Source organism: Mesorhizobium sp. LjNodule214 (assembly GCF_964252735.1).
Taxonomy (GTDB): domain Bacteria; phylum Pseudomonadota; class Alphaproteobacteria; order Rhizobiales; family Rhizobiaceae; genus Mesorhizobium.
The window spans coordinates 2,402,323-2,426,960 of sequence record NZ_CAXUPE020000001.1 but is presented as its reverse complement, the minus strand read 5'-3'; the positions used below and the strand labels follow the sequence as shown (position 1 = coordinate 2,426,960).

At 65.6% G+C, this 24,638-nt stretch carries 24 protein-coding genes and 2 pseudogenes; 17 read left to right on the top strand and 9 right to left on the bottom strand.

Features of this window, described 5'->3' with window-relative positions; genetic code table 11:
• Positions 1-40: 40 nt before the first annotated feature.
• Entirely contained in the window at positions 41-1,231 is a 1,191-nt protein-coding gene (locus ACSQ3Z_RS11315; RefSeq protein WP_436171350.1) for an MFS transporter, read from the bottom strand.
• A gap of 48 nt (positions 1,232-1,279) precedes the next feature.
• On the opposite strand from ACSQ3Z_RS11315, the gene ACSQ3Z_RS11310 reads away from it, so the two are divergent.
• Positions 1,280-1,819, top strand: coding sequence for an Lrp/AsnC family transcriptional regulator (locus ACSQ3Z_RS11310; RefSeq protein WP_436171349.1), 540 nt, complete (start codon positions 1,280-1,282; stop codon positions 1,817-1,819).
• A 126-nt stretch (positions 1,820-1,945) separates the two neighbouring features.
• Here ACSQ3Z_RS11310 and ACSQ3Z_RS11305 read toward each other — a convergent pair whose 3' ends face one another.
• The 3 genes from ACSQ3Z_RS11305 to ACSQ3Z_RS11295 all read right to left on the bottom strand — a co-directional run bounded on the left by ACSQ3Z_RS11305 (position 1,946) and on the right by ACSQ3Z_RS11295 (position 4,755).
• On the bottom strand, positions 1,946-2,434 hold the full coding sequence (locus ACSQ3Z_RS11305) for a nucleoside deaminase (RefSeq protein WP_436171348.1): 489 nt from the start codon (positions 2,432-2,434) through the stop codon (positions 1,946-1,948).
• An 87-nt stretch (positions 2,435-2,521) separates the two neighbouring features.
• Complete coding sequence (locus tag ACSQ3Z_RS11300; protein ID WP_436171347.1) at positions 2,522-3,808, bottom strand: D-tagatose-bisphosphate aldolase, class II, non-catalytic subunit; 1,287 nt, start codon at positions 3,806-3,808, stop codon at positions 2,522-2,524.
• Entirely contained in the window at positions 3,805-4,755 is a 951-nt protein-coding gene (locus ACSQ3Z_RS11295; RefSeq protein WP_436171346.1) for a sugar kinase, read from the bottom strand. The genes ACSQ3Z_RS11300 and ACSQ3Z_RS11295 overlap by 4 nt, the downstream gene beginning before the upstream one ends.
• A gap of 358 nt (positions 4,756-5,113) precedes the next feature.
• Between ACSQ3Z_RS11295 and ACSQ3Z_RS11290 the strand changes: the two genes are divergently transcribed.
• Positions 5,114-6,136, top strand: a complete 1,023-nt coding sequence (locus ACSQ3Z_RS11290; protein ID WP_436171345.1) for a LacI family DNA-binding transcriptional regulator — start codon at positions 5,114-5,116, stop codon at positions 6,134-6,136.
• Here the strand turns inward: ACSQ3Z_RS11290 and ACSQ3Z_RS11285 are convergent.
• Entirely contained in the window at positions 6,117-7,115 is a 999-nt protein-coding gene (locus tag ACSQ3Z_RS11285; protein WP_436171344.1) for an alpha/beta hydrolase, read from the bottom strand. The two genes, ACSQ3Z_RS11290 and ACSQ3Z_RS11285, sit on opposite strands and share 20 nt — an antisense overlap.
• Positions 7,116-7,128: 13 nt before the next feature.
• Positions 7,129-8,277, bottom strand: coding sequence for a Gfo/Idh/MocA family protein (locus tag ACSQ3Z_RS11280; RefSeq protein ID WP_436171343.1), 1,149 nt, complete (start codon positions 8,275-8,277; stop codon positions 7,129-7,131).
• A gap of 174 nt (positions 8,278-8,451) precedes the next feature.
• Here ACSQ3Z_RS11280 and ACSQ3Z_RS11275 point away from each other — a divergent pair, with 174 nt between their 5' ends.
• The 14 genes from ACSQ3Z_RS11275 to ACSQ3Z_RS11210 all read left to right on the top strand — a co-directional run bounded on the left by ACSQ3Z_RS11275 (position 8,452) and on the right by ACSQ3Z_RS11210 (position 22,287).
• A complete protein-coding gene (locus ACSQ3Z_RS11275) occupies positions 8,452-9,813 on the top strand; it encodes an ABC transporter substrate-binding protein (protein ID WP_436171342.1) in 1,362 nt (453 codons plus the stop codon).
• A 3-nt stretch (positions 9,814-9,816) separates the two neighbouring features.
• A complete protein-coding gene (locus tag ACSQ3Z_RS11270) occupies positions 9,817-10,746 on the top strand; it encodes a carbohydrate ABC transporter permease (RefSeq protein ID WP_436171341.1) in 930 nt (309 codons plus the stop codon).
• Positions 10,743-11,579: a carbohydrate ABC transporter permease gene (locus ACSQ3Z_RS11265; RefSeq protein ID WP_436171340.1), complete on the top strand. Its 837-nt coding sequence runs from the start codon at positions 10,743-10,745 to the stop codon at positions 11,577-11,579. The genes ACSQ3Z_RS11270 and ACSQ3Z_RS11265 overlap by 4 nt, the downstream gene beginning before the upstream one ends.
• A 4-nt stretch (positions 11,580-11,583) precedes the next feature.
• Entirely contained in the window at positions 11,584-12,405 is an 822-nt protein-coding gene (locus tag ACSQ3Z_RS11260) for a sugar phosphate isomerase/epimerase family protein (protein WP_436171339.1), read from the top strand.
• A 4-nt stretch (positions 12,406-12,409) separates the two neighbouring features.
• On the top strand, positions 12,410-13,486 hold the full coding sequence (locus ACSQ3Z_RS11255; RefSeq protein WP_436171338.1) for a Gfo/Idh/MocA family protein: 1,077 nt from the start codon (positions 12,410-12,412) through the stop codon (positions 13,484-13,486).
• Positions 13,486-14,304, top strand: coding sequence for a sugar phosphate isomerase/epimerase family protein (locus ACSQ3Z_RS11250; RefSeq protein WP_436171337.1), 819 nt, complete (start codon positions 13,486-13,488; stop codon positions 14,302-14,304). Before ACSQ3Z_RS11255 ends, ACSQ3Z_RS11250 begins: the two co-directional genes overlap by 1 nt.
• Positions 14,304-15,137, top strand: coding sequence for an alpha/beta fold hydrolase (locus tag ACSQ3Z_RS11245; protein ID WP_436171336.1), 834 nt, complete (start codon positions 14,304-14,306; stop codon positions 15,135-15,137). Before ACSQ3Z_RS11250 ends, ACSQ3Z_RS11245 begins: the two co-directional genes overlap by 1 nt.
• Positions 15,134-15,856: a ribulose-phosphate 3-epimerase gene (locus ACSQ3Z_RS11240; protein ID WP_436171335.1), complete on the top strand. Its 723-nt coding sequence runs from the start codon at positions 15,134-15,136 to the stop codon at positions 15,854-15,856. The genes ACSQ3Z_RS11245 and ACSQ3Z_RS11240 overlap by 4 nt, the downstream gene beginning before the upstream one ends.
• Positions 15,856-16,893 (top strand): ROK family protein, encoded by a 1,038-nt coding sequence (locus ACSQ3Z_RS11235; RefSeq protein ID WP_436171334.1) that lies wholly within the window; start codon positions 15,856-15,858, stop codon positions 16,891-16,893. The genes ACSQ3Z_RS11240 and ACSQ3Z_RS11235 overlap by 1 nt, the downstream gene beginning before the upstream one ends.
• Positions 16,886-17,971, top strand: a complete 1,086-nt coding sequence (locus tag ACSQ3Z_RS11230) for an ABC transporter ATP-binding protein (protein WP_436171333.1) — start codon at positions 16,886-16,888, stop codon at positions 17,969-17,971. Before ACSQ3Z_RS11235 ends, ACSQ3Z_RS11230 begins: the two co-directional genes overlap by 8 nt.
• Positions 17,972-18,368: 397 nt before the next feature.
• Positions 18,369-19,358 carry a sugar ABC transporter substrate-binding protein gene (locus tag ACSQ3Z_RS11225; protein WP_436171332.1) on the top strand — a complete coding sequence of 330 codons (990 nt, stop codon included), beginning with the start codon at positions 18,369-18,371 and terminating at the stop codon, positions 19,356-19,358.
• On the top strand, positions 19,355-20,359 hold the full coding sequence (locus ACSQ3Z_RS11220) for an ABC transporter permease (protein ID WP_436171331.1): 1,005 nt from the start codon (positions 19,355-19,357) through the stop codon (positions 20,357-20,359). The genes ACSQ3Z_RS11225 and ACSQ3Z_RS11220 overlap by 4 nt, the downstream gene beginning before the upstream one ends.
• Entirely contained in the window at positions 20,356-21,120 is a 765-nt protein-coding gene (locus tag ACSQ3Z_RS11215; RefSeq protein ID WP_436171330.1) for an ATP-binding cassette domain-containing protein, read from the top strand. The genes ACSQ3Z_RS11220 and ACSQ3Z_RS11215 overlap by 4 nt, the downstream gene beginning before the upstream one ends.
• Before the next feature lie 78 nt (positions 21,121-21,198).
• Positions 21,199-22,287 (top strand): Gfo/Idh/MocA family protein, encoded by a 1,089-nt coding sequence (locus tag ACSQ3Z_RS11210; protein WP_436171329.1) that lies wholly within the window; start codon positions 21,199-21,201, stop codon positions 22,285-22,287.
• Between the two features lie 6 nt (positions 22,288-22,293).
• On the opposite strand, the pseudogene ACSQ3Z_RS11205 reads toward ACSQ3Z_RS11210, so the two are convergent.
• A pseudogene (locus ACSQ3Z_RS11205) lies at positions 22,294-23,121 on the bottom strand (DJ-1/PfpI family protein); the annotation flags it as partial.
• Between ACSQ3Z_RS11205 and ACSQ3Z_RS11200 the strand changes: the two are divergent.
• Positions 23,118-23,312: pseudogene (locus tag ACSQ3Z_RS11200) on the top strand (helix-turn-helix domain-containing protein); the annotation flags it as partial. The pseudogenes ACSQ3Z_RS11205 and ACSQ3Z_RS11200 overlap by 4 nt on opposite strands.
• A 51-nt stretch (positions 23,313-23,363) precedes the next feature.
• Here the strand turns inward: ACSQ3Z_RS11200 and ACSQ3Z_RS11195 are convergent.
• Together ACSQ3Z_RS11195 and ACSQ3Z_RS11190 are read right to left on the bottom strand one after the other, a co-directional pair.
• Entirely contained in the window at positions 23,364-23,633 is a 270-nt protein-coding gene (locus ACSQ3Z_RS11195; RefSeq protein WP_436171328.1) for a hypothetical protein, read from the bottom strand.
• Between the two features lie 67 nt (positions 23,634-23,700).
• Positions 23,701-24,621 carry a LysR substrate-binding domain-containing protein gene (locus ACSQ3Z_RS11190; protein WP_436171327.1) on the bottom strand — a complete coding sequence of 307 codons (921 nt, stop codon included), beginning with the start codon at positions 24,619-24,621 and terminating at the stop codon, positions 23,701-23,703.
• Between the last annotated feature and the right edge of the window lie 17 nt (positions 24,622-24,638).

Below are 24,638 nucleotides of genomic sequence, written 5' to 3'. Positions count from 1 at the left end.
CCATGGACGGGGCAAGGACGCAAGCCTTGCGGCAGCCCGCTTACGCCCGGATGGGCGATGGCGAACGCCACGCCGCCGCCGAGGCGGCGACCAGCATCAGCAGCGCGGCGACAATCGCCGATGCGGCAAAGCCGAAGCCGGTGTAAAGCGGACCGAAGCCAGTGGTGCCGACAAAGACGGCGAAATAGGTCACCGCGCTGTTCAGGCCCATGATGGTGCCGCGCCGCGACGGATCGAGCGCGGTGAGCCGCATCACCAGCACGTTCAGGCCGAAATGGTTGGCAAGGCCCCAGGCCGCCACCATCGCCAGCGTCAGCCCGAAGCTGCCGCTTGCCGCGGCGATCGCGACATAGACGACCGCGACCAGCAGATAGGCGAACGGCATGACGCGGCGCGCGCCGAGGCGGTCGATGACACCGTCGAGAAGTGCGGCCGCGCCGAAGCCGGCACCATAGGCAAGTGCCGCCCAGCCATTGGCACTGACCGGCCGCCCCAACCCGCTGTGAAGGTGATCGCCGAGGTAGCCATAGACGCCATAGAAAGCGGTCATGAAGGCAGCGCAGGCGATGAGCAGCGGCACGATGCCGGGAACGGCCAAGGCGCCGAGCGGCGTCGGCGCCGGACCGCTTTTCCTGGTGTCGCTGAGCGACGTCAGCGTCAGACCGGCCAGAGCAATGGCGGCAAGCACCGCGACCGTGCCAAAGACGGCGCGCCAATGCACGAGATCGGCAAGCACGGCCGACAGCGAGACGCCGGCGACCATGGAGAGCGTCCAGCCGGTCAGCACGACGCCGATCGTGCCGCTCTCGCGGCCGGGCGGCGCGATCGCCGCCGAGCTGGCGTAGATGGCCGGCATGGCAATGCCGGCGGCTATGCCGGCGACAAGCTGGGCGGCGACCAGCGCCGTCACCGTCGGCGCCAATGCGCTGGCGACCAGGCCGATCGCCAGCAGCAGCAGCGCCCCCTGCAGCATGCGTCGCGCGCCGATGCGATCGATATAGCGTGCCAGGAACAGGGCGCTCGCCGAGGTGCCGAGCCCGAAGGCGGCGGACGCGATCATGACCCCCGGCACGCTTGCTCCGAACGACACCGCCACGGCCGGCGCAATCGGGCCGAGGACGAGCGAGTTCGAGCCGATGACGGCGATGCATCCGGTGAGCAGATAGGCGATCCCCGGAATCGGAGGCCGGGGCGCCGCCACGAAAATTGCTGATTGATCGCTGTTCGACATACGACCATAATGACCGTATGAAATTCAGCATCAACAAGGAATTTCCATATGGATGAAGAAACAGATGGCATTCCGCGGAACCGGCCGGCGGCCCGGGACGTCGATGCGACGGACCGAAAGATATTAGGCGTTCTGGTCGACGACGCGACGATCAGCTACGCCGATCTCGGCGATCGTGTCGGCCTTTCGCCACCTGCTGCGCACGAACGGGTGAAGCGCCTGCGCCGCAGCGGCGCCATCCGCAGCACCGCGGCGATCATCGATCCCAAGGCGGTGAAGAAGCCGCTGCTCGCCTTCGTGCATATCGACACCAAGGGCTGGGGCAAGACGCCGGAATTGATGGCGGTTTCCGAATATCCGGAAGTCGAGGAGATCCATTCCGTCGCCGGCGACACCTGCATGCTGCTCAAGGTCCGCACCGAGGACACAAGGGCGCTCGAAGGCCTGCTGTCGCGCCTCTACGAGACACCCGGCGTGACCTCGACGCGAAGCTATGTCGTGCTGTCGACCTATCTCGAGCGGCCTGTTCAGCCGGGCATCACAACCGAATGGCCGACGCCAAGGCACATGGCCCAGCCGCTGTACTAGAGTGGTTCAGCGACGCTGAACCACTCTAACTCTTTGTTTTTACGCAATTCCGGACGGAAAACCGTTGCACACTTTTCCTGGAATTGCTCTAGCACTCACTCGTTTCCCGCGCGCGCGGGTATTGAGCTACTTGTCTTTCCAGAAATCGGCCTGGAGTTGCGCCGCTTCATCGGCAAGCAGCGGGCCGACGACTTCAGTCGGACGCTGCCCAGCTTCGAAGACGATCGTGCAGGGCAAGTCGAGTGTGGGATTCTCGTCGTGTGCACCCGTCAACCCCTTGAGGTCATGTTCACTCTGGCCAAAGACGACCCGTCCGATGCCCGCCCAATAGATTGTCCCGGAGCACATCGCGCAAGGTTCGGCCGAAGTGTAGAGTGTGCAAGAGGCCAGCTCTTCGAGGCTGAAATTCATCCCCGCCCACCGGGCCAGCAGACTTTCGGCATGAGCGGTGCGGTCGCCCCCGCCGGATTTGTAACCGTTGAGTTGCTCGCGCAACACATTGCCGTCTTTGTCAGCGAGGAGCGAACCAAAGGGATGTTCGCCAGCATCGCGGGCCTTGCGCGCGACTTCGAATGCCTGGCGGAGCAGGCGCTCATCATAGGGGCGTTGTGGCATCGGAGATCCTCCGGCAGTGCCGCTTGATACCATAGTGCCGAACAATCCGCCGACTCAATTCGGCAGCTGGAACGGGCGGTAAGGCCGCTACTGCCTGGTCGCGCCGGCATAGATATCGAGAACGCGGGTGATGCTGCCGATCAGCAGCTCATGCGCCGTGGGCTTGACCCGGCCGGCCGCAACCGCCGCATCGAGCTGTCCGAGGTATTGGCCGATCAAGGTACGGGGGATCTCGCGGTCATCCAGCGCCTCGAGCAGCGTCTGTGTCGCGCGCTGCGCGTCCGGCGCCGGCCAGTAATAGCGGATGCGGTCGCTGAAGGAGAAATGCCGCTCGATGCGCTGCGTGTCCGGCATGCCCGGATAGTATTTGCGCCAATTGTCGGGTGAGGCCAGCATGATGCGTTCCATCGCCGCCGGCAGGTTTTCGCGCGAGGGGTCCGGCGCGAGCACGTCGGCGATATGGCTCAGCCCGTACAGCGCCTCGCGCAGCGCGAAGGTCAGCCAGGGCCCGACCTTGAGGATGGCGAAGCCGTCGCGCACCAGCGCTGCAAGCGCCTCGTCCGCCTGGTAGTCGGTCGAATGCGCCTCGAAGACGAATTGCGGCATGCGCCCGAGCACGGCGACCAGCTCCGTCGCCTTCTCCGGCGCATAGGCGATGATCTCGGCATTGCCGAATTCGACGCCGGGCTGGACGACGACGCCGACCGCGCGGGCAAAGGCTGCGTCGAGGCCGGCGCGCGAAAATGCCTGGCGGTGGATCTCGACGGTGCGCAAGGCGTCATCGGGTTCGGTCACATGCATATGGTCGAGCGCTTCGAGCGCGCCGCCCGGCACCGGTACCTCAGTGCCGATGATGTAGACCGGCCTCTCGCCGCCAATGCGCTCGACCGCCGCTTCGGCGACGGCCGCAAGCTCGGCGGCGCGGGCAGCGATGGTCTCGTCGGCGAGAGCGGTGGGATCGTCGGCGCAGGCCATGCTGGTGTCGAGATGCAGCTTGGTGAAGCCGGCGCCGGCATACGCGTCGATCATCGCCTTCGCCTTCGCCATCGCTTCGGTGGCAGGAAGATGCTTCCACGGGTTGGGCCCGAGATGATCGCCACCGAGGATCAGGCGATCGAGCGGAAAGCCGGCCTTTTGTGCATGGCCCTCGACGAATGCGCGGAAGCCGGCCGGCGTCATGCCGGTGTAGCCGCCTTCGTGGTTGACCTGGTTGCAGGTCGCCTCGATCAGCACGTCGGAGCCGCGCGCCGCGCCGTGGCGCAGTGTGGCCTCGATCACCAGCGGATGCGCCGAACAGATCGAGGCGATGCCGCCCTTCTCGCCCGCGGTGCGCTTCACCGCGATGCTGGCAAATCTCTGCGTCGCGGCGCTCATGGCTTGCTTCTCCCGGCGGTGGTTGCGAAAGCCTCAACCTCGGCCAGCGGAAAAATGCCTTCCATCGGCCCCTTGCGGGTGACGGCGAGCGCGCCGCAGGCATTGGCGATCCTGAGCGCCTCGGCCGGTGCCGCGCCGCGCAGCCAGAACGAGACGAAGGCGGCGCCGAAGCAGTCGCCGGCGCCGGTCGGATCGACCTCGTCGACGGCAAAGCCCGGCAAGGCGATCATGCCGTGACGGTCGTGGTAGGCGGCGCCGTCAGCGCCCTTCTTGAGGACGATGCAGGACACGCCGCGCTGCACGAGTTCATCGACCGCGCCCTTTTCGTCGCCGGCCGATGAAAACAGGAACAGCTCGTTGCCGCTCGGCAGGAAGACATCGGTCTGCTTGAGCACCTGGTCGAGCGCCTCGCGCATGCCGGCGGCCTGCATGATCTCGCGGCGGATGTTGGGGTCGAAGGAGACGGTTCCGCCCTTGGCCTTGACCGTCTGGATCGCCGACAGCGCGACCTCGGTGGCGCGGTCGGAGAACAGCGACGAGCCCATGACATGGACGTGGTCGGTGCCGGCCAGCATGCTCTGCGCGGCAGCATCGATCCCGACCAGGCCGGCGGCACTGTTGCGGATGTTGAAGACAAAGTGCCGGCTGCCATCGGCCCGGTAGGTGACGAAGGCGGTGCCCGTCGCATGGCCCTTGTGGACCGCGATCGCCGACACGTCGGCGCCCAGGGTCCGCAGCCGCTCGATGTTCAACTGGCCGAAATCGTCCTCGCCGACGGCGCCGATCAGGCCGGCGGGCTGGCCGAGCGCCGCGGCCTGGCCGATGAAGATGGCGGGCGCGCCGGACGGATAGGGACCGAGCAGCGGACCGGGCTCGAGAAAGCTCTGGCCGATGCGCTCGGCCATGATCTCGACCAGGATTTCGCCGGCTGAGACCAGCTTCTTCATCTCGCGGAATTCCTCCCGGCGTTTCGCCCCAGGCCTCTGACTCGGATGCACGGCAAGCCTAGTGGCCCGCGCCAATAGACTCCAAAGTGAATACGGCTAGCGCTTTTTCGCGTCAATTAATAAATTTACGTATGGCAACTGTTGAATTTGTCTGTAAAATTTCACCTTGCGGTTGCGCGCCGGCGCACCGTATGTAGGTGCCGGGCAGCGCTAGGGCGGCTCACCGTTTCACGGAAACGCAGGAACCGCTCTATCCTTTTGTTTTGACGCAATTCCGGATGGAAAACCGCTACGCACTTTTCCTGGAATTGCTCTAGGGAACAGCCAAGGATTGGATGTCCGGAACGCGAGGGTATCGATGGCGATGACGCACAAGACGATGGAGGATTTCGCCCGCTCCTGCGGTGTCTCCAGGCCGACCTTGTCGAAATTTTTCGACGATCCGACCAGCGTCAAGCCGGCGACGCGCAAGCGCATCGAAGAGGCGCTGCGCTCGTCCGACTACCAGCCCAATTTGTTTGCCCGCAACCTCAACCGCAAGCGGACCCGCAGCATCGGCATCATGGTGCCGACGGTGGCCGATCCCTTCTATTCGGAGATGGTCAGCCGCATCGAGCTTCGGCTGCGCGACGAGGGCTACTGGCCGATCGTCATCTCCTCGCACGGCTCGCGCGAACTCGAAGTGGAGGCGACGCGAACCATCCTGTCGCTGAAAGTCTCCGGTGCGCTGATCGCGCCGCTCGGCCTGCGCTCGGACCGCCGCACGCTGGAGAAGCTGACGCAGGCGATACCCGTCGTCTATTTCGATACCTATCTCGAAGGCGGAACGCCGTTCGTCGGCAACAACAATGCCCAGAGCATCTCGACTATCGTTGAATACCTGTGCCGGTCCGGCGACGCCCCGGTCTATTTCGACATCCCGCATGTCAACCACAACTCGCCGGAACGGCTGGAGAGCTATGTCGGCTCGATGAAGCGGCTCGGCCATGAGCCCGTCGTCATCGGCAACACCGACGACTACACATGGGATTTCGAGCGCATCGGCTACGAGCAGACGGAAAAGATGCTCGCCAATGGCGGCCTGCCCGGCAAGACCATCCTGTGCAACAATGACCGTCTCGCTTTTGGCGTGATGGCGGCGGCTTACGCGCGCGGCCTCAAGGTCGGCCGCAAGGGCGATTGCGACCTGCGCGTCGCGGCCCATGACGATCATCCGCTGAGCCGCTACACATGTCCCGGCCTCACCACCATGGCGCAGGATTTTGCCGCCATGGCCGGGCGCAGCGTCGAGACGCTGCTCGCGTTGCTCAACGAGGACGACACGGCGGTCGCGCCCAAGGTCAGCCTCGACGCGACGCTGGTCATGCGTCAGTCGGCATAGATTTCTCGAAAGCCGGATCGAAGCCGCGCCAGGCGGCGACCGCCGCCTCGACAGCCAGCCGCGCCGCCGGGCCATGACGGCCCATCGAGACGAAGCCGTGGATCTGTCCCGGCCAGCGGCGCAGCACGACCGGCACGCCGTCCTGTTCGAGACGCCTGGCATAGGATTCGCCTTCGTCGGCGAGGATGTCGTGACCGGCGAGAGCGACAAAGGCAGGGGCAGCGTCCGCGAGGCTTTCGGCTTTGAGCGGCGAGGCGCGCCAGTCGTCGATATCGCCAGCGTCGCGGACATAGTGATCGCGGAACCAGGCCATGGTTGCCGCGGTGAGGCCAAAGCCGTCGCCGAAGCGGCGATAGCCGTCGGCCGCCTGCGCGGCGTCGGTGTTGGGATAGAACAGCAGCTGCGCCGTCAACGGGATGCGATCACCCCGCGCGCGCAGGCTGAGCACGGTGGCGAGGTTGCCGCCGGCGCTGTCGCCGGCGACGGCGATGCGCCGTGCATCGATGCCGAGATCGCCGGCCGCTTCTTGCATGAAAGAGAGCACGGCACAGCAGTCTTCGATCGCCGCCGGAAACTTGTGCTCCGGCGCCAGCCGGTAGGCGGGCGAGACGACGACGCAGCCCGCCATGTTGGCGAACCAGCGGCAGATCTCGTCATGGGAGTCGAGATTGCCGATCACCCAGCCGCCGCCATGCAGGTAGAGCAGCGCCGGGGCGCCTGCATCAGCCGCACCCTGCCCGCGATAGATCCTCAGCGTCAACGGGCCGCCGGGTCCGGCGATGGTGCGCTCGCGGACCGAGGCGACGGGTTCGCGCTCGCCCTGCAGATCCGGAAAACCTTCATCATAGGCGCGGCGCGCCTGTTCCGGCGTGCCGGCCTCGAATGGCGGGGTGTCGGCCTGCCGGCCGAGGTCGAGCACATGCCGGGCTTCCGGGTCGAGCGCGGACAGGGACGGCGTCGCCGAGAGGATCGATGTCATTCGAACCTCCGCGTCAGGCAAGCAGACTCGCCGCCTCGTCCTCGCCAAGCAGTGGCGGCTGATCGACGGTGCCGACGACGGCAACCGATCCCTGGCTCTCTCCCGAAGCCAGGATGGCTTCCATGATCTCCAGCACATGCAGCGCAAGCTCGCCCGAGGCGCGCGGCTTGCGTCCACTGGTCAGAGCGCGCACAAGATCGGCGACGCCGAGCATGCGGTAGTTGGCGCGATCGGGTGCGGCATAGGGCCAGTTGCGCGCGCCGTAGAGTTCGGCCTCGCTGGCGAAATCGGCCCAGTCGGCGCCGCGTTCCGAGAGCGAGACGGTGCCGCCGAACGTATCGGGATCGGGCAATCTCAGCGAGCCCTCGGTGCCGTGCAGTTCGATCGGGTGGTTGGAGTGCTTGAACACGTCCCAGGAGGCGCCGAAGGTGACGGTGGCGCCGGAGCGGAACTCGAGCAGCGACAGGATGTTGGTCGGCGTGCCAACCTTGAAGCTGGTGTTCTTGTAGGGACCTTCGGCGGTGATCAGCCGCTCCTCCTGGCCGCGCGTTGCCATCGCCATGACGCGCTCGACCGGTCCGAGCAAATTGACCAGCATGGTCAGGTAGTAAGGCCCCATGTCGAACACCGGGCCGCCGCCCGGCTGGTAATAGAATTGCGGATTGGGATGCCAGTGCTCCATGCCGCGCCCCATCATGAAGGCGGTGCCGGTGACGGCACGGCCGATGGCGCCCTCATCCATCAGGCGGCGGGCGCGGCGTCCAGCTGCGCCGAGGAACGTGTCCGGCGCCGAGCCGAGCAGCAGTCCGCGCTTCGCCGCCTCGGCGACAAGGCGGCGGCCGTCGGCCGCCGAGGTCGCCAGCGGTTTTTCGGTGAAGACATGTTTGCCCGCCGAAAGCGCCGAAAGCGAAATGTCGAAATGCGCCGCCGGTATCGTCAGATTCAGCACAAGGTCGATGTCCGGATCGGCCAGCAGCGCATCGACGCCAAGCGCGCGGATGCCATATTCCTTGGCGCGGAGCGCGGCCATGTCGGCCGAAATGTCGGCACAGGCGCGCAACTCGACCCCGCCGAACAGAGCCGCATTGCGTAGATAGGTCATCGATATGTTGCCGCAGCCGATCACACCGATGCCGAGCTTCGTCTTTGATTTTCCGTGCATTTTCGATCGTACCTCCCAATGCGGCAATGGTCTCGCTGAACCGTTGCGCCGGCAACGGATCATAGGCGAAAGCCGCTATACAACATTTTAAATATTGACGCGCGTAAAATTTTTATAGAACATGCGAAAATGCTGGCGCGACATCGGGAGGCTGCCAGCCCCACGGAGGAGAAAATGACTGACATGAAAAAACGGCCGACCGCCGGTTCCAAGCCTGTGGCTCACGTCACGATGCCCGTTGGGCACGTCACGATCGCCGACCGCCGGCAATTTCTCATCGGCGCCGCCGGGCTGCTGGGCGCGGCGGCGCTCGGCACCGGCCTCGGCGTTCGCCGGGCTCGCGCCCAGTCGCGCGCCGAAATCAGCTTTGCCAGCGCTGCCTTCTTCGGTAAGGAGACCTTCGGCGACCTGATCAAGGTATTCAACGAATCGCAGGACCGCGTCCTGGTCAAGAATATCGAACTGCCGCCGCCAAGCTCCTCGACTGAGGTCTATCAGGGCCTGGTGCAGCAGCTCGCCCGCCGCACCGGCACGCCCGACGTGTTCAGCCAGGACGTGATCTGGATCGCCGGCTTTGCCGCCGCCGGCTGGGCCTTGCCGCTGGACGAGTACTTACCGGCAGACAAGCGCAGCGAGTACTTCACCGGCACACTCAACGCCTGTACCTATGGCGGCAAGCTGACCGCCCTGCCCTGGTTCATGGATTCGGGCATGTTCTATTACCGCAAGGACGTGCTGGAGAAGCATGGCGGCAAGGTGCCGGACAACTGGGCCGACATGGCGACCATCGCCGCCGCGGCGCAGAAGGCCGGCGATGTCGATTTCGGCTATCTCTGGCAAGGCAAGCAGGCCGAGGTTCTGGTTTGCGACGCGGTCGAGATCATCACCTCGAACAATGGCGCGATCCTGGCACCCGACGGCAAGTCGTCGCTGATCAACCAGAAGGAAGCCGTGGCAGCCATCCAGTTCCTGCACGACACCATCGCCACGAACAAGATCAGCCCGCAGGACGTGCTGTCCTGGGACGAGGAGCCGTCGCGCCAGCCCTTCACCTCGGGCAAGGCGATGTTCATGCGCAACTGGTCCTATGTCTATCCGATCGCGCAGGACGCCAAGGCCTCCCAGGTGGTCGACAAGGTTGGCGTCGCGCCGCTGCCGTCCTTCCCGGGCGGCAAGAGTTCGGCCTGCCTCGGCGGCTACCAGCTCGGCGTCAACGCCAATTCGAAGCAGCGTGAAGCCGCGATCGAACTGTTGACCTGGCTGTCGTCGACCGAGACGCAGCATCGCATCGCGCTGAACTTCGGTCTGGCGCCGACGCGCCCGGCGCTGTTCCAGGATGCGCAGATCAAGAAGGAACAGCCCTTCATGGCAAGTCTGGAGAAAGTGTTCACCGGCGCCACGGCTCGGCCGATCACGCCGGAATACGCCAAGGTGACGCTGGCTCTGCAGTCCGGCATCTCCAAGGCGCTGGTCTCCGGCAACGTCCAGGCCGAGATGGACGCGCTCGCCGGGCAAATCAACCAGATCGTCGGCTAACCAATGACCGCGGCCGCCACTGTCACTGGCGCTGGCCGGCCGCGGCTTGGCAAGGCGCTTCCGAGGCCGATCTGGGCCCTGCTCCTGCTGACGCCGGCCTTCGTGTCGCTGGCGTCGGTTTCCTTCTATCCGATCCTCAACGGTCTCTATCTCTCGCTCACCAACACTTCGCTGATCACCCAGGAGCAGGATTTTTCCGGCTTCGCCAATTACGTGCAGCTATGGGGCGACGCGCAGTTCTGGAACGCCTGGTGGCACACGATGTGGTTCACCGCGGCGTCGACGACGCTGGAGACGGTGATCGGGCTCGGCATGGCGCTGATCCTCTGCGAGGCGTTCAAGGGGCGCGGCCTGGTGCGTGCCGCCATGCTGGTGCCGTGGGCGATGCCCACCGTCGTCACTTCCAAGATGTTCGGCTGGCTGTTCGACGGCCAGAACGGCATCATCAACTACATCCTTTTGCACGCAGGCCTGATCGACCAGAACATCAACTGGTACGGCTCGCCCGACACGGCGATGACCACCATCATCATCGCCGATGTCTGGAAGACGACGCCATTCATGGCGCTGCTGCTTTTGACCGGCCTGCAGACGATCCCCAATTCGCTGATCGAGGCGGCGCGCATGGACGGCGCCAAGGGCTGGGTCACCTTCTGGCATATCCGCCTGCCGCTCTTGATGCCGACCTTGCTGATCGCCGGCCTGTTTCGCGCGCTCGACGCCTTCCGCGTCTTCGACCTGGTCTATGTGCTGACCGGCGGCGGCCCCGCCGATTCCACCGAGACGCTGTCGACGCTCTCCTACAAGGTGCTGTTCTCGACGCTGCAGTTCGGCTACGGCTCGGCCGTCTCGACGGCGATGTTCGTCACCGAAGGCCTCATCGCGCTCGCCTTCTGCCTCTACCTGATGCGGCAGATCAGGAGGGCGCAATGAACGAGACGCGCTCGCCGCTGCAGAGCTTCGCCATCTATCTCGGCGCCTTGCTGATCCTGGTCTGGTCGGGCGGCCCGTTCATCTGGCAGTTCTCGACCTCGTTCCAGCTCGACAAGGCGCTGACCTCGGGCTCTCCTTCGCTGATCCCGCATCCCTTCACGCTCGAGCACTATTACAACGCCTTCGTCGAGAAGCAGCTGCACCGCTATGTCTGGAATTCGCTGGTGGTGTCGCTGGCAACGACTTTGCTGTGCCTGGTCGTCGGCTCGCTCGCCGCCTTCGCGCTCTCCAGGCTCAACGTCAAGGGCCGCTTCGGCATCCTGATGGTCATCCTGTCGGTGTCGATGTTCCCGCAGATCGCGCTGGTCGGGCCGCTCTATCTGGTGGCGACCAATCTCGGCCTGCTCGACACCTACATGGCGCTGATCATCACCTATCTGGCGCTCGGCCTGCCTTTGGTCACCTGGGTGCTCTTCGGCTATTTCGAGACGCTGCCGCGCGAGATCGACGAGGCGGCGCGCATGGACGGCGTCAGCGTGCCCGGCCTGCTCTGGCACATCATCCTGCCCATGTCGCTGCCCAGCCTGGTAACTACCGGCCTGCTCGCCTTCATCAGCGCCTGGAACGAGTTCCTGTTCGCGCTCGCCTTCACCTCCAACATCGACCGCCAGACGATCCCCGTCGGCATCGCCAACTTCACCAACCTCTATTACGTGCCCTGGGGCGACATCGCCGCCGCTTCGGCGGTCGTCACCGTTCCCTTGATCGTGCTGGTGCTGTTCTTCCAGCGCCACATCATCGAAGGGCTGACGCAGGGCGGCATCAAGGAATGAAAGGATGATCGTGAAAGACCTCAAAGTCGGTTGCCAGACCTTTACCTGGGAGATGCTCGGAGACCGGTTCACCGGCGGCCCCGACGACCTGCTCAGGGCGATCGCCGACGGCGGCTATGCCGGCATCGAGATCACCGACACGATGATCGGCCGCTATGCCGGCAGATCGGCGGAGTTCGCGACCGCGCTGAAGGCGTCCGGGCTGACGCTGGTCTCCTTCGCCTTCGGCTCGAAGAGCGGTTTTACGCTGAAGGACGAGATCGGCGGCGACCTCGAGACGGCGAAGCGCTGGATCGAATTTGCCGCCGCCTTTCCGGGCGCGCTTGTCTCGATGGGCTCGGCGACCGTCATCTCCGACGGCCCGCGCGACGACAAGTTCACGATCGCCGCCGAGGTCTACAACAGAGCCGGCGAACTTGGCCGCAAGGCCGGCGTCCAGGTCGCGGTGCATCCGAGTTCGCACCACAACACACTGCTGTTCGACCGCGCCGACTACGACCGCATCTTCGGCCTGCTCGATCCGTCGCTGGTCGGCTGGGTGCCCGACACGGGCCACATACTGCGCGGCCACAAGGACATGGCCGACACACTGACCACCTATCGCGACCGCATCCGCTATGTGCACCTGAAGGACGTCGATGCCGGCGGCACCTGGGCGATGCTCGGCAAGGGCATCTGCGATACGGCAAAGGTGATCGAGATCGCCAGTGCCGCGCCCAACTTCAACGGCTGGCTGGTGCTGGAAGAGGAATCCGAAACCGCGGCCGCCGATCCGGCCATAGCTGTCAAGACCAACCGCCAGACCATGCGCGGCTACGGAGCCTGAGACGATGATCCGCAAGCAAGACCGTCGCCTTCGTGTCGGTGTGCTCGGCTGCGGGCCGATCGCGCAATTCGCCCATCTGGAATCCTGCGTGAAGGCCAGCAATGCCGATCTCTACGCGATCTGCGACGCCGCTCCCGACCTGCTCGCACGCATGGGCGCGACCTATGAGCCGGAAAAAATGTATGGCGACTACGACGCGATGCTGGCCGACCCACAGCTGGAAGCGGTGATCGTCGCCACCTCGGATGCCTATCACGTGCCGATGTCGATCAAGGCGCTGGAGGCCGGCAAGCACGTTCTGTGCGAAAAGCCGATCGGCGTCTCGGTCGAAGAGGGCCAGAAACTCGCCGACGCCGTCAAGCGCTCCGGCAAGGCGCTGCAGGTCGGCCACATGAAGCGCTTCGACCCGGCGCTGGAAGCAGCGCGCGATTTCGTCCGCGACGAGATGGGCGATATCCTGGCGCTGAAGGCCTGGTACTGCGATTCCACCCATCGCTACACCAACACCGACGCGGTGCAGCCGCTGCCCGTCACCAGCAAGCTGGCAAGGAAGCCGGTCGGCAATCCGAAGGCGGACCTCAGGCAGTATTTCATGCTGGCGCATGGCTCGCATCTGGTCGACACGGCGCGCTTCCTGTGCGGCGAGATCACGGCCGTACGCGCCCGCCTCAACGAACGCTTCGGCGCCTATTGCTGGTTCGTCGAAACCGAATTTGCCAATGGCGCGCTCGGCCATCTCGATCTCACCGTGGCTGTTCGCATGGACTGGCACGAGGGTTTTCAGCTCTATGGCGAGAACGGCTCGGTGATCGCGAAGACCTTCAATCCCTGGTATTTCCGCGCCAGCGAGGTCGACATCTTCCACGAGAAGGACGCGACCTCGCGCAAGCCGCTCGGCGCCGACGGCCATTTCTTCCGGCGCCAGCTCGAAGGCCTCGCCGAGACGGTCCTTGACGGCAAACCGATGCGTGGCGCCAACGTCGATGACGGCCTTGCCTCGATCCGGGCCATGGTGGCGATCGCCCGCTCGGTCGAAAGCGGCGAGCGCGTCGAGATCGCCAGCGTCACGGGAGCGGTCTGATGCAAATCGGGGTGTTCGCCAAGACCTTTCCTGGCAGCGAACCGGCCGGCGTGCTGGCCGCGGTGCGCGATGCGGGATTTGCCGTCACCCAGTTCAACCTGGCCTGCGCCGGGCTGCCGTCGATGCCGGATGCGGTTCCGGACGCTTCCGTCCGCGCGATTGAGGCCGCCGCCAATACTTCCGGCGTCGCCTTGGTGGCGCTGTCCGGCACCTACAACATGGCGCATCCGGACAAGGTTGTTCGCGACGACGGCCTGCGCAGGTTGGCGGTTGTGATCGAAGCCGCCGCCAAGCTGTCCACGCCGCTCGTCACGCTGTGCACGGGAACCCGCAACCGTGACGACCAGTGGGCGCACCACCCCGACAACGCCGATCCCTCGGCATGGGCCGATATGGCGCGCGAAATGGAAAATGCATTGCAACTCGCCGAACGCCATGGCGTCGATCTCGGCATCGAACCGGAACAGGCCAACATCGTCACCTCGGCCGGAGACGCCATGCGCCTGATTGCCGAAATGGGCTCGAAGCGGCTGCGCGTCGTGCTCGATCCGGCCAACCTGTTCGAGCAGGCGGATGCTGCGCAGGCCCGCGCCATCGTCACCGCCGCCATCGAAACCACGGCCGGCTATGTCGCCATGGCGCACGCCAAGGACCGTTTCGCCGACGGTCGCTTCGCCACGGCCGGGCAAGGTGTCGTCGACTTCGCCGATTTCGTCGCCCGGCTCAAGGCGACAGGCTTTGATGGTCCGTTGGTGACGCATGGGCTTTCCGCCAACGAGGCGCCCGACGTTGCTCGCTTCCTGAGAGGGCTGCTGTGATGGTGCGCCCGACGACCCTGCTCCGCGATGACGCCACGCTGCGGGTTTCCGACGCGGGCGACGGGCTGGCGGTCGTCTTCCAGCATGGTCTTGGCGGCGGCGAGGCGCAGGTCGCACAGTCCTTCCCCGCCGGCGTCGGCCTGCGGCGCCTCACGCTCGAATGCCGCGGGCATGGCGGCTCGGCTCTCGGAAGCCGCCGGCCATTCTCCTTCCAGATGTTCGCGGACGATGTGCTCGCCGCGGCCGACCAGGCCGGCCTCGAGCGTTTCGTCGCCGGCGGCGTCTCGATGGGCGCGGGAATCGCGCTCCGCCTCGCCTGCCGCCATCCCGACCGCGTCGCAGGGCTTGTCCTGGTGCGGCCCGCCTGGACCTTCGGCAAGGCACCGGCCAACATGCGGCCGATCGCCGAGGTCGCTGGCCTCATCCTCAATCATGGAGCCGATAAAGCGCGGGCGCTCTTCGCGCAATCCGAGACCGCCGTGCGGCTCTATCGCGAGGCGCCCGACAATCTTGCATCGCTGTTCGGTTATTTCGACCGGCCGGACGCCATGGCGTTCGCGCAAGTGCTTGTCGACATCGCCGCCGACGGACCTGGCGTTTCGGCTAGGGATGCCGAGGCCCTCGACATTCCGGCTTTGGTCATCGGCAACGCGATGGACGCCGTGCACCCGCTGTCCGCCGCCTATACGCTGGCGGCCGCCATTCCCAATGCCACCTTTGCCGATATCGCGCCCAAGGCGCGCGACAGCGCCCGGCATTTCGCCGAACTGCACGCTGAGATCACGGCCTTCCTTCACGCCCACGCCAACTTCCGGAGCCTCATTCCGTCATGACCACCAAGCCCCTTTCCGGCCCCTCGGCAATAGCTGCCTTGCCGCGCAACAGGCTGATCGGCGAGTTCTCGCTCTGGTCGGCCGATCTCGCCAATATGGAGCGCGACCTGAAGCGCATCGACGCCTATGTCGACCTCCACCATATCGATGTCGCCGACGCCCGCTTCACGCCGGGCTTCCTGTTCTTCCCCGACCTGGTGGCGCGGATCGCCAAGCTGACCGCGAAGCCTGTCCATGTGCATCTGATGGTCGAGGCCGAGATCGTCGAGGAGCAGACGCGCCAGTTCATCGAGGCTGGCGCCGACCTGATCAGCGTGCACGCCGAAAACGGCGAGGCCGGCCTGCGCGCGGTGAAATTGGCGCAAGAGCTTGGCGCCGAGGCCGGCGTCGTGCTCAGGCTGGAAACGCCTGTCAGCGCTGTTGCGCCCTTCCTGCCCGAAGTGGCATTCGTGACGCTTCTCGGCACCTCGATCGGCGTCAAGGGCCAGAGCCTGTCCGACCAGGCCTGCCCACGCCTGATCGAGGCACGCACGCTGATGAGGAAGGCCGGCCGCGAGGCGGACATCGTGCTCGCCGCCGACGGCGGCATCCGCCACGAGACGGTGCCACTGCTGCGTGCCGCCGGCGCCGAGACGGTGGTTCTTGGCTCGCTGGCCTTCGGCGACCCGGATCTCGCGCAGCGTATGGCCTGGCTGCACGGACTGAAGGTCGCCGCCTGATGAGCACGCTTGCGCTTGCCTTCGATCTCGGCGGCACGGAGCTGCGCGGCGCGCTGGTCGAGCGCAGCGGCGACGTCATCGCCCGTGTTTCGGCGCCGACGATGGCGGGCGCGGGATCGGAGGCGGTGATCGGCCAGATCATTACGCTCGCCGGAACCCTGCTGGCGGAGCATCCGCAGGCAAAGGTGGTCGGCATCGGCATGTGCGCGCCGGGGCCGCTCGATCCCAAGGCGGGGATCGTCATCGGGCCGCCGACTCTGGCCGGCTGGCACAACGTGCCGCTGATCGACATTCTCAGCCGGCAATTCGGCCTGCCGGTGCGACTGGAGAATGACGCCAACGCGGCAGCCCTCGGCGAATGGCGCTTCGGCGCCGGCCGCGGTTCCGGATCGCTGGTCTTCGTCACCGTGTCGACCGGCATCGGCGGCGGTGTGGTGGCCGATGGCCATATCTATCACGGACGGCGCGGCCTGGCGGCCGAGATCGGCCACATGACGATTACCGGCGAAGGCGAGCGCTGCTTCTGCGGCGCCGTCGGCTGCTTCGAGGCGGTCGCTTCGGGAACGGCGCTCGGGCGGCGCGCCACGAAGCTCACCGCGCGCGGCGACGGCTCGCTGCTCAGGCGCCTTTCCAATGACGGCGACGTTTCGGCCAGGCATGTCGTCGAGGCCGCGCGGGCCGGCGATACCGCCGCACTCGACCTGGTCGAGGCCGAGGCGAAGTGGCTGGGCATCGGCTTCACCAATCTGCTGCATCTCTATTCGCCCGATCTGATCGTCATGGGTGGCGGTCTCGCCAACGGCTTCGACCTCCTGGCGCCGCTGATCAGAACCACCGTCGAGACACGGGCCATGCAAGCCTATCGCGACGTGCCGATCGTTCAGGCCGAGCTCGGCGACCGCGCCGGGCTGGTCGGCGCGGCAAGCCTGATCCTGTGGGAGGGCGAGCCGGGCACTGCGCTGGCGATGGTCCAGGACGACGAGACGAAGAACGGCGCCGGCGACCAAGCCGGCGCCAGGGAGGCAAGCCATGGCTGAGCTGAAGCTGCGCGGCGCGCGCAAATCCTATGGATCTGTCGAGATCATCAAGGGCATCGACCTCGACGTCGAGGACCGTGAATTCGTGGTCTTCGTCGGCCCGTCCGGCTGCGGCAAGTCCACGCTGCTGCGCATGATCGCCGGCTTGGAAAAGATCAGCCACGGCGACCTGCTGATCGATGGCGTGCGCGCCAACGACATCGACCCTTCCGAGCGCGGGCTGGCCATGGTGTTCCAGTCCTACGCGCTCTATCCGCATATGAGCGTGGCCGAGAATATGGGCTTCGCGCTGAAGATCGCCGGCGTTCCCGTTCAGGAGCGGGAGCGCAAGGTGAAGGAGGCAGCCGAGGTGCTGCAGCTTGCGCACCTTCTCGACCGACGGCCGAAGGCGCTGTCGGGCGGCCAGCGCCAGCGCGTCGCCATCGGCCGCGCCATTGTGCGCAATCCCAAAGTGTTCCTGTTCGACGAGCCGCTGTCCAACCTCGACGCAGCGCTGCGCGTCAGCATGCGGCTGGAGCTGATGCGGCTGCATGAGCAGTTCAACGCAACGATGATCTATGTCACCCACGACCAGATCGAGGCCATGACCATGGCCGACAAGATCGTGGTGCTGAACGGCGGCTCGATCGAGCAGGTCGGCTCGCCGCTCGAACTCTACAACCGGCCGGCCAACATCTTCGTCGCCGGCTTCATCGGCTCGCCGAAGATGAACCTGTTGAAGCTGAAGGTGGCGTCGGTTGGAGCCGAAGGCGTCACGGTGACCTTGCCGGGCGGCCAGTCGCTGACCGTGCCGGTCGAGGCGGGCGCGGTCAAAGCCGGCGACGAGCTGCTGCTCGGCATGCGGCCGGAGCACCTCAAGGTCTCGCCGGACGGGCCATTCAAGGGTCAGGCGGCGCTCGCGGAGCGGCTCGGCAGCCTGACCATTTTCCATGTCGAGGTGGCGCCTGACATCACGCTGGTGGTGCAAGCCGAAGGCGGCGACACCACGCCGCTCCACAGCCCAATCGCGCTCGATATCGCGCCATCGGCTTGTCATCTGTTCCGGATGGATGGCCCAGCGCTGGCGCCGCTGGCTTGAGTTGAGTTCCCCGACAATTATGAGACGTTGGCGGGACAGCGCCCCCTCTGTGCTGCCGGACAGAGGGGCGTGAAGGATCGCAAGCGCTTGTTCTTCATCGCTGCGTTCTTCCTCGCCCTTCCTGCTGCACCGCAGCACATCAAAACGCACTGCACACCACTTTAATTCTTGACGCGTGTCAAATTTTTCTAAAACATGCGGAAATGCTGGCAAGGCATCGGCCAGCGCTCTGGGAGGAGCAATGCCTGACACAGAAGAGACCCGAACCGGGGTCGCAACCCGCGCATCAACCGGTCATCATTTTTCCAACGCAGGCGTCGGGGTCGCTTGCGTCCTGTCAGGCATGCCGTTCGCAGAAAAACGAGCCGACAAACAGAAATCCGGAGGAGGAAGACACATGCGCATGTTCAATTGCCTGACGCTCGGCGCGGGCCTGCTTGCAACGACACTGGCGATACCAGCCCATGCCGAGGACGCGGCGAAGGTCGCGGCCATCGTCAAAGGTCTCGACAACCCGTTCTTCCAATACATGCAGAAGGGCATCGAGGAGCAGGCCAAGGCAGACGGCGTCGGCGTCACCGTGCAGGCGGCCGCCAATATGGGCGACGCGACCGGGCAGGCCGACCGGCTGACCGCCATGGCCATGCAGGATTTCGATTGCTATCTGGTCAACCCGATCAGCGTCTCCAACCTGGTGCAGGCGCTGGTGCCGGTCGCGCAGAAGAAGAAGCCGATCGTCAACATCGACAGCACCATCGACGCCGAGCAGGCCAAGGCTGCCGGCTTTGCCATCTCCACCTACATCGGCACCGACAACGTCGCCGCCGGCGCGCTGGCCGGCGAAGAAATGCTGAAGCTGGTTCCGAACGGCTCCAAGGTCGCCCTGGTGGCGGGCATCGTCGGCGACGTCGGTAGCAACGCCCGCATCAAGGGCTTCAAGCAGGCCGTCGAAGGCAAGCTCGAAGTTGTGGTTATGGTAAGCGCCGACTGGGATCGCGAGAAGGCGCTGACCGCAGCCACCGACATCCTGGCGGCGCACCCGGATCTTGCCGGCTTCTTCGCCGCCAACGACATCATGGCGCTCGGCGTCGAGCGCGCCGTTCAGACATCGGGCAAGGACGTCAAGGTGATCGGGCTCGACGGCATCGTCGATGCGCTGAAATCGGTTGCCGCGGGCGAACTCTCCGCCACCGTCGCGCAATATCCGTACGTGGTCGGCGCCATGGGCGTGGAAGCCTGCAAGGCGGCGGCGATGGGCAAGGAGCTGCCCGCCAACGTGCCGGCGCCGGTGCTCTTGATCAACAAGGCCAATGCCGAGGCCTCGCTGAAGAACTTCCCGGCCCCCGGCGGCGACTATCCCGATCCCTTCCGCGAGATGTTGAAGTGATCACTCCTGAACAAAACGCGCCCGCTCGAGTGACGGCGGGCGCGGCGGAGGAGAGCCGCCCCTCCCTGTCGGCTCTCCTCCTTGATCCTTCCTTCTGGGCCGACTGGGCATCGGTCGTCGGCCTGGTCGGCCTCGTCATCGTGTTCGGCATTGCCCAGCCGGTCTTTCTCAGCGTCGCCAATCTGCAGGCGCTGCTCTTGGCGGCGGCGATCCTGGTCGTGCTGTCGATCGGCCAGACCTTCGTCGTGGCGACCTCCGGCATCGATCTGTCGCTGGCGGCAGCCGTCATGCTCGGCGCCATCATCCTCGGCCTGGTCAACGCCGCCGGCTATGGCATTTTCCTCGCCTGCGTGCTCGCCGTCCTTGCCACCAGCGCGGTGGGCTTTCTCAACGGCCTGCTGATCACCGCCGGGCGCATTCCCGACTTCGTGGTGACGCTCGGCACGCTGTCGGGCATCACCGGCCTCGGCCTCATCCTGTCGGGCGGCGAACCGACCATGGTCGGCTCGACCTTCCTGCTGCGCCTGGCATCGGGTCATTTCGGACCGTTCGGCTATCCGGTCTGGGTGGCGATCGTGGCCGTCATCGTCGCGCATATCGCGCTCTACCACACCCGCTTCGGCGTGCATCTCCTAGCCACCGGCGGCCAGACCGAGAGCGCCAACGCGCTCGGCATCCGCACCAACCGGGTCAAGATCGCCGCCTATACGATTTCGGGTTTCTGCGCCGGCATCGCCGCAATTCTGCTGGTGGCGCGCATCGGCTCGGCCGAGCCGCTGATCAACACCAGCCTGCTCTTGAATTCGGTGGCAGCCGTGGTGCTGGGCGGTGTCAGCCTGTTCGGCGGCCGCGCCAGCATCCTCGGGCCGGCGATCGGCGCGCTGATGCTCACCGCTCTCGTCAACGGCCTGACCCTGCTCAGCGTCTCAGCCTTCTACCAACCGCTCGCCGTGGGTGCCATCGTGGTGCTGGCGGCGCTGATCATGCGGTACCAGAAATGAGCGCCGTCCATCACATCCTCTCCTCGGAAGCGATCCTCGCCTGCGAAGGGCTGAGCAAGCATTTCGGCGGCATCCGCGCCTTCACCGACGTCGCCTTCCAGGCTCGCCGCGGCGAGGTCACGGCGGTGATCGGCGACAATGGCGCCGGCAAGTCGACGCTGATCCGCTGCCTGGTCGGCGTGCACGTGCCGGACGGCGGAGAGATCTTCTTCGACGGCAAGCCGAAGCCGTTCGGCAATCCCGACGAGGCGCGCAAGTCTGGAATCGAGACGGTGCACCAGAACCTGGCGCTGATCGACGAACTGACGGTGGCGCAGAACCTGTTCCTCAACCGCGAGATCGTGCGCCGCATCGGCCCCTTCGCGCTGCTCGACCGCAAGGCGATGAAGACGCAGGCGCGCGCCATGCTGTCACGCCTGTCGATCAACATGCCTTCGGTCAACCAGCGCGTAAGGCGCCTGTCCGGCGGGCAAAGGCAGGCGATCTCGATATGCCGCGCCGCCGGCTCCGGCGCCAAGCTTGTCGTGATGGACGAGCCGACGGCGGCGCTCGGCGTGCAGGAGACGGCGAATGTCGAGGCGCTGATCCGGCGGCTGCGCGAGCAAGGCGTCAGCGTCATCCTGGTCAGCCATAATTTCGATCAGGTGCGGCGCCTGTCCGACCAGATCTGGGTGATGCGGGCGGGCAAGATGGCGGCGACGGTGCGTGCCTCGGAGACATCAGGCAATGAGCTTGTCGCGCTGGTCACCGGCGCGGCGTGAGCGGCGACCGACGATGATGAAATCAATGGCTGGCCGTCTCGGCCGGCCCCAGGCTTGAAATGCAAGGGAGTTTTGCGAGTGGCACCAATCCGTGTCGGACTTGTGGGTCTAGGCGAGGTCGCGCAGTCGATCCATCTGCCTGTATTGGCGGACCAGCGCGACCGCTGGGTGATAGCGGGCGTCCATGACGTCTCGCCGAGCCTGGTGGCGCTGTGCACGTCCGAGTATCCGACGGCAAAGGCCTTCGATACGGCGGAAGCGCTGATCAATTCGCCCGACATCGACGCGGTCTTCGTGCTGTCGTCCGACGACACGCACAGCCGCTTCGTGCGCGCCGCGATCGCGGCCAACAAGCACATCCTGCTGGAGAAACCCGCCTGCCTGACGGTGCGCGAGATCGACGAGCTGCTGGCGCTGACGACGAATTACGCAAAGACCATTTTCGTCGGCTATATGCGCCGCTACGCGCCGGCTTATCTGGCGGCCAAGGATGAATTGCCTGCCCACGCCGACATCACCCATGTCCGCATCTTCGACCTGATCTCCGAGGGCCGGCACTTCCTGAAGAAGAGCCAGAACATCCTCTATCCCAACGACATCGACCCGGCGCTGCTGGCGCGCGGCGCGAAAGAACGCGATGCGCTGATCCGCGAGGTGGTGGGCGCCGAAGCGCCCGCCGACCTCGTGCGTGCCTATCGTGGGCTGACGGCGCTTTCCTCGCACCATATTTCGGCGATGCGCGGACTGCTCGGCGAGCCGGCCGGCGTGATCGCCGCGCACCGCACCAATGGCGGCGCGAACACCAGCGTGACCTTCGACTATGGCCATTTCGCCTGCCTGTACGATGCGGTGGTCGACGATCTCGGCCTGTTCGACGCTATGATCGAGGTGCGTTCGAACACCAGACGGGTGCGTATCATCTACGACACGCCCTACATCCGCAGCCTGCCGACGCGGCTGGAAGTGATGGAAGCCGGCCCGCTCGGCCCGGTGACGAAGACTTTTGGACCGCTCTATGGCGACGCCTTTGCCAACGAACTCGAGACCTTCCACCGCCACATCACGGACGGCACCAAGCCGCAGACCGACCTCGCCGACTCGCGCCGTGATCTCGCGCTAATGGCGGCGATCATCGAGCGGATGAAGGCGACCGGCGGACGCGCCTGAAGCCATCTACGGTTGTTCGGGATATTCGAGCTGCATGGCAACGAAGTCCGTCGTGCTTGCGCCGTAGCGGGCAGAAATATCGCGAAGCGCCTGGTCGAGAGCCTTCGCCGGCCGCGGATCGACCATAGAAGGAACCAGGCGTTCGCCGGGCCAGTTCGCTGCGACCTGGTCGGGCAGGATACGAAGGCCGTTGCGGCTGACGATCGCACCGTCCTTTGCGGCAAACGTCACCGCGCGGGAGCGATAGGTTCGCGACCAGGCGTCCGCGACCAGCGCCAGAGACACCTCGTCCATATCCAGGGTCAGTTCGATGCCGAGCTGCTCGTGACTGAGGACGGCGAGCGTGTTGCCGATCGCCGTCAGCGCGAAGGGACGGGTGAATGTGAAGGGGGCGCTGGCATGCCGCGCATCCCAATGCGCGAGGCCGAGATCACGGCCAACGGCTTCGGCCTTCTCCCGCCCGGCGATGGCCTCGATCAGGGTCAGCATCATCGGCATCGACGCGGTGATCCCGGTCGTCGTCGCCAGGCCCTGATCGACGACGAAGCGCCGGTCGGCGACATAGTGGATCGTCGGATGTTTTTCCCGAAGCTCGTTCAGCGAATACCAATGCGTGGTCGCCCTTTTGCCATCGAGCAGCCCGCTTGCCCCGACCACCTTGGCCCCGGCGATGACGGTGGCGCCCTTGGCCGCCTGGCTTCTGATCCACTTCAGCACATCGGCATCGTCGTCCCGCATCATGGCGGGAACGATGACGTAATCGGCGCCTTCGGGATGCTGTGCGTCGAACTCGGCCACGGTCGCATCTGGCTCGATCTGGAGCGCCGGGAACAGTCACCCCTGCCAAGGCCGTTGAACGGTTGCGGCTGGAGAGTGCGCGATTGGCGGTCGAGACCAGTCACACGCCTCTCGATCGCATCGCCGAGGCCAGCGGCTTCGGCGACCCGGGGCGCATGCGCCATGCCTTCCTGAGAGCCTTCGGCCAGCCACCGCAGGCACTCAGGCGTGCCGCGACCAGAAGCTGACGCCTGCCGGGTCCTGACGAGAGAACGGTGTCGCCTAGGCTTCCGCGGCAGCTACTTCCCGCAATGGTGATCGTTGATCTTGTTCAGCGCATTCGCGTCGGGTCCTACCCTTTGGTAGGAGCAGGGTTCGCCGCCTGTCGTGACCAGCTGCTTGTCATAGTAGCGCGGGCCGCCGAACAGGATGTCGATGATATCGCCATCGGCGGGAACGTAGGGTTCGGGCTGTGGCCGATGCTCGCGACTTCCAGCGTATGCCGCGCCGGAAATGCCGCAGGCTACCCCGAGAACGAGAGCGCAGATCGCAAAACGTTTCGTCGTCATCGACTATGCCTCCTGGCCGTTGGGATTCCATCATATCTCCAAAATCGCCAGCTGAGCAAAGGTTCCCTTAGCGAGCCAGAACAGAGCCGCGTGCACGCTTCTTCTCGGCCGCCACCAGCATATCGACGAAGGCGCGCACCTTGGCCGGCCTGAAGCGCGCCGGCGGGAAGACGGCATGGATGCCGCCGGTCGGCAAGGTCCAGTCGGCGAACACCCGAACCAGCCTTCCCCCGGCAATGTCGTCGCTGACGCTGTAGTCCGGAAAGATGCCGAGGCCGATACCGGCCAGCACGCATGCCTTCACACCGGGGGTCTTGTCGCAGCTGACGACCGGATTGAGCTCGGCCAGCACCGTCTCGCCGTCTTTCGAAAACAGCCATTGGCCGATGCCGCGCAATTGGGCGTTGCCGACCCAGGGCAGCGACTTCGCCAGCCTGGGGCCGGTATCCGCCGGCAGCCGGGCGGCGAGGTCCGGGCTTGCCACGACGAATTGCTGCAAGGTCCCCAGCCGCCGCGCCAGGTTGGAGGAATCGGCGAGCCAGCCGACGCGGATGCCGAGATCGATCTCTTCGTCGACGAGATTGCTCACCGCGTCGTCGAAGATCGTCTCGACACGCATCCTGGGATACTTCCTCAGGTAGGTGGCGATGGTCGGCGCCACCACCATCTCGCCATAATCGAGCGGCGCGGTCAGCCTGAGCATCCCGGTCGGCTTCGCCGCGCTTTGCGAGATGTCGCCATAGGCTGCCTCGGCCTCGCGCAGAATGATCGCCGCCCGGTCGTAGAACAGACGCCCCTCCTCCGTCGGTGTGACGCGCCGCGTCGTGCGCCGCAGCAGCGTCGCACCCAGTTCCTGCTCGAGCTTGCCGACCTGATGGCTGACCACCGCCTTGGCGACATCGAGCCGATCGGCCGCGGCGGTGAACGAGCCGGTTTCCACCACGGTGGTGAAGTAGACGAGCCGGTTGAGGTTCAGAAGGTCGGTCATCGGTCGATTGTCTGATT

Bases quoted from the DNA above. Each gene is read 5' to 3' on its own strand.
- ACSQ3Z_RS11315 (WP_436171350.1), bottom strand. From the start codon at position 1,231: ATGTCGAACAGCGATCAATCAGCAATTTTCGTGGCGGCGCCCCGGCCT.
- ACSQ3Z_RS11310 (WP_436171349.1), top strand. From the start codon at position 1,280: ATGGATGAAGAAACAGATGGCATTCCGCGGAACCGGCCGGCGGCCCGG.
- ACSQ3Z_RS11305 (WP_436171348.1), bottom strand. From the start codon at position 2,434: ATGCCACAACGCCCCTATGATGAGCGCCTGCTCCGCCAGGCATTCGAA.
- ACSQ3Z_RS11300 (WP_436171347.1), bottom strand. From the start codon at position 3,808: ATGAGCGCCGCGACGCAGAGATTTGCCAGCATCGCGGTGAAGCGCACC.
- ACSQ3Z_RS11295 (WP_436171346.1), bottom strand. From the start codon at position 4,755: ATGAAGAAGCTGGTCTCAGCCGGCGAAATCCTGGTCGAGATCATGGCC.
- ACSQ3Z_RS11290 (WP_436171345.1), top strand. From the start codon at position 5,114: ATGGCGATGACGCACAAGACGATGGAGGATTTCGCCCGCTCCTGCGGT.
- ACSQ3Z_RS11285 (WP_436171344.1), bottom strand. From the start codon at position 7,115: ATGACATCGATCCTCTCGGCGACGCCGTCCCTGTCCGCGCTCGACCCG.
- ACSQ3Z_RS11280 (WP_436171343.1), bottom strand. From the start codon at position 8,277: ATGCACGGAAAATCAAAGACGAAGCTCGGCATCGGTGTGATCGGCTGC.
- ACSQ3Z_RS11275 (WP_436171342.1), top strand. From the start codon at position 8,452: ATGACTGACATGAAAAAACGGCCGACCGCCGGTTCCAAGCCTGTGGCT.
- ACSQ3Z_RS11270 (WP_436171341.1), top strand. From the start codon at position 9,817: ATGACCGCGGCCGCCACTGTCACTGGCGCTGGCCGGCCGCGGCTTGGC.
- ACSQ3Z_RS11265 (WP_436171340.1), top strand. From the start codon at position 10,743: ATGAACGAGACGCGCTCGCCGCTGCAGAGCTTCGCCATCTATCTCGGC.
- ACSQ3Z_RS11260 (WP_436171339.1), top strand. From the start codon at position 11,584: ATGATCGTGAAAGACCTCAAAGTCGGTTGCCAGACCTTTACCTGGGAG.
- ACSQ3Z_RS11255 (WP_436171338.1), top strand. From the start codon at position 12,410: ATGATCCGCAAGCAAGACCGTCGCCTTCGTGTCGGTGTGCTCGGCTGC.
- ACSQ3Z_RS11250 (WP_436171337.1), top strand. From the start codon at position 13,486: ATGCAAATCGGGGTGTTCGCCAAGACCTTTCCTGGCAGCGAACCGGCC.
- ACSQ3Z_RS11245 (WP_436171336.1), top strand. From the start codon at position 14,304: ATGGTGCGCCCGACGACCCTGCTCCGCGATGACGCCACGCTGCGGGTT.
- ACSQ3Z_RS11240 (WP_436171335.1), top strand. From the start codon at position 15,134: ATGACCACCAAGCCCCTTTCCGGCCCCTCGGCAATAGCTGCCTTGCCG.
- ACSQ3Z_RS11235 (WP_436171334.1), top strand. From the start codon at position 15,856: ATGAGCACGCTTGCGCTTGCCTTCGATCTCGGCGGCACGGAGCTGCGC.
- ACSQ3Z_RS11230 (WP_436171333.1), top strand. From the start codon at position 16,886: ATGGCTGAGCTGAAGCTGCGCGGCGCGCGCAAATCCTATGGATCTGTC.
- ACSQ3Z_RS11225 (WP_436171332.1), top strand. From the start codon at position 18,369: ATGCGCATGTTCAATTGCCTGACGCTCGGCGCGGGCCTGCTTGCAACG.
- ACSQ3Z_RS11215 (WP_436171330.1), top strand. From the start codon at position 20,356: ATGAGCGCCGTCCATCACATCCTCTCCTCGGAAGCGATCCTCGCCTGC.
- ACSQ3Z_RS11195 (WP_436171328.1), bottom strand. From the start codon at position 23,633: ATGACGACGAAACGTTTTGCGATCTGCGCTCTCGTTCTCGGGGTAGCC.
- ACSQ3Z_RS11190 (WP_436171327.1), bottom strand. From the start codon at position 24,621: ATGACCGACCTTCTGAACCTCAACCGGCTCGTCTACTTCACCACCGTG.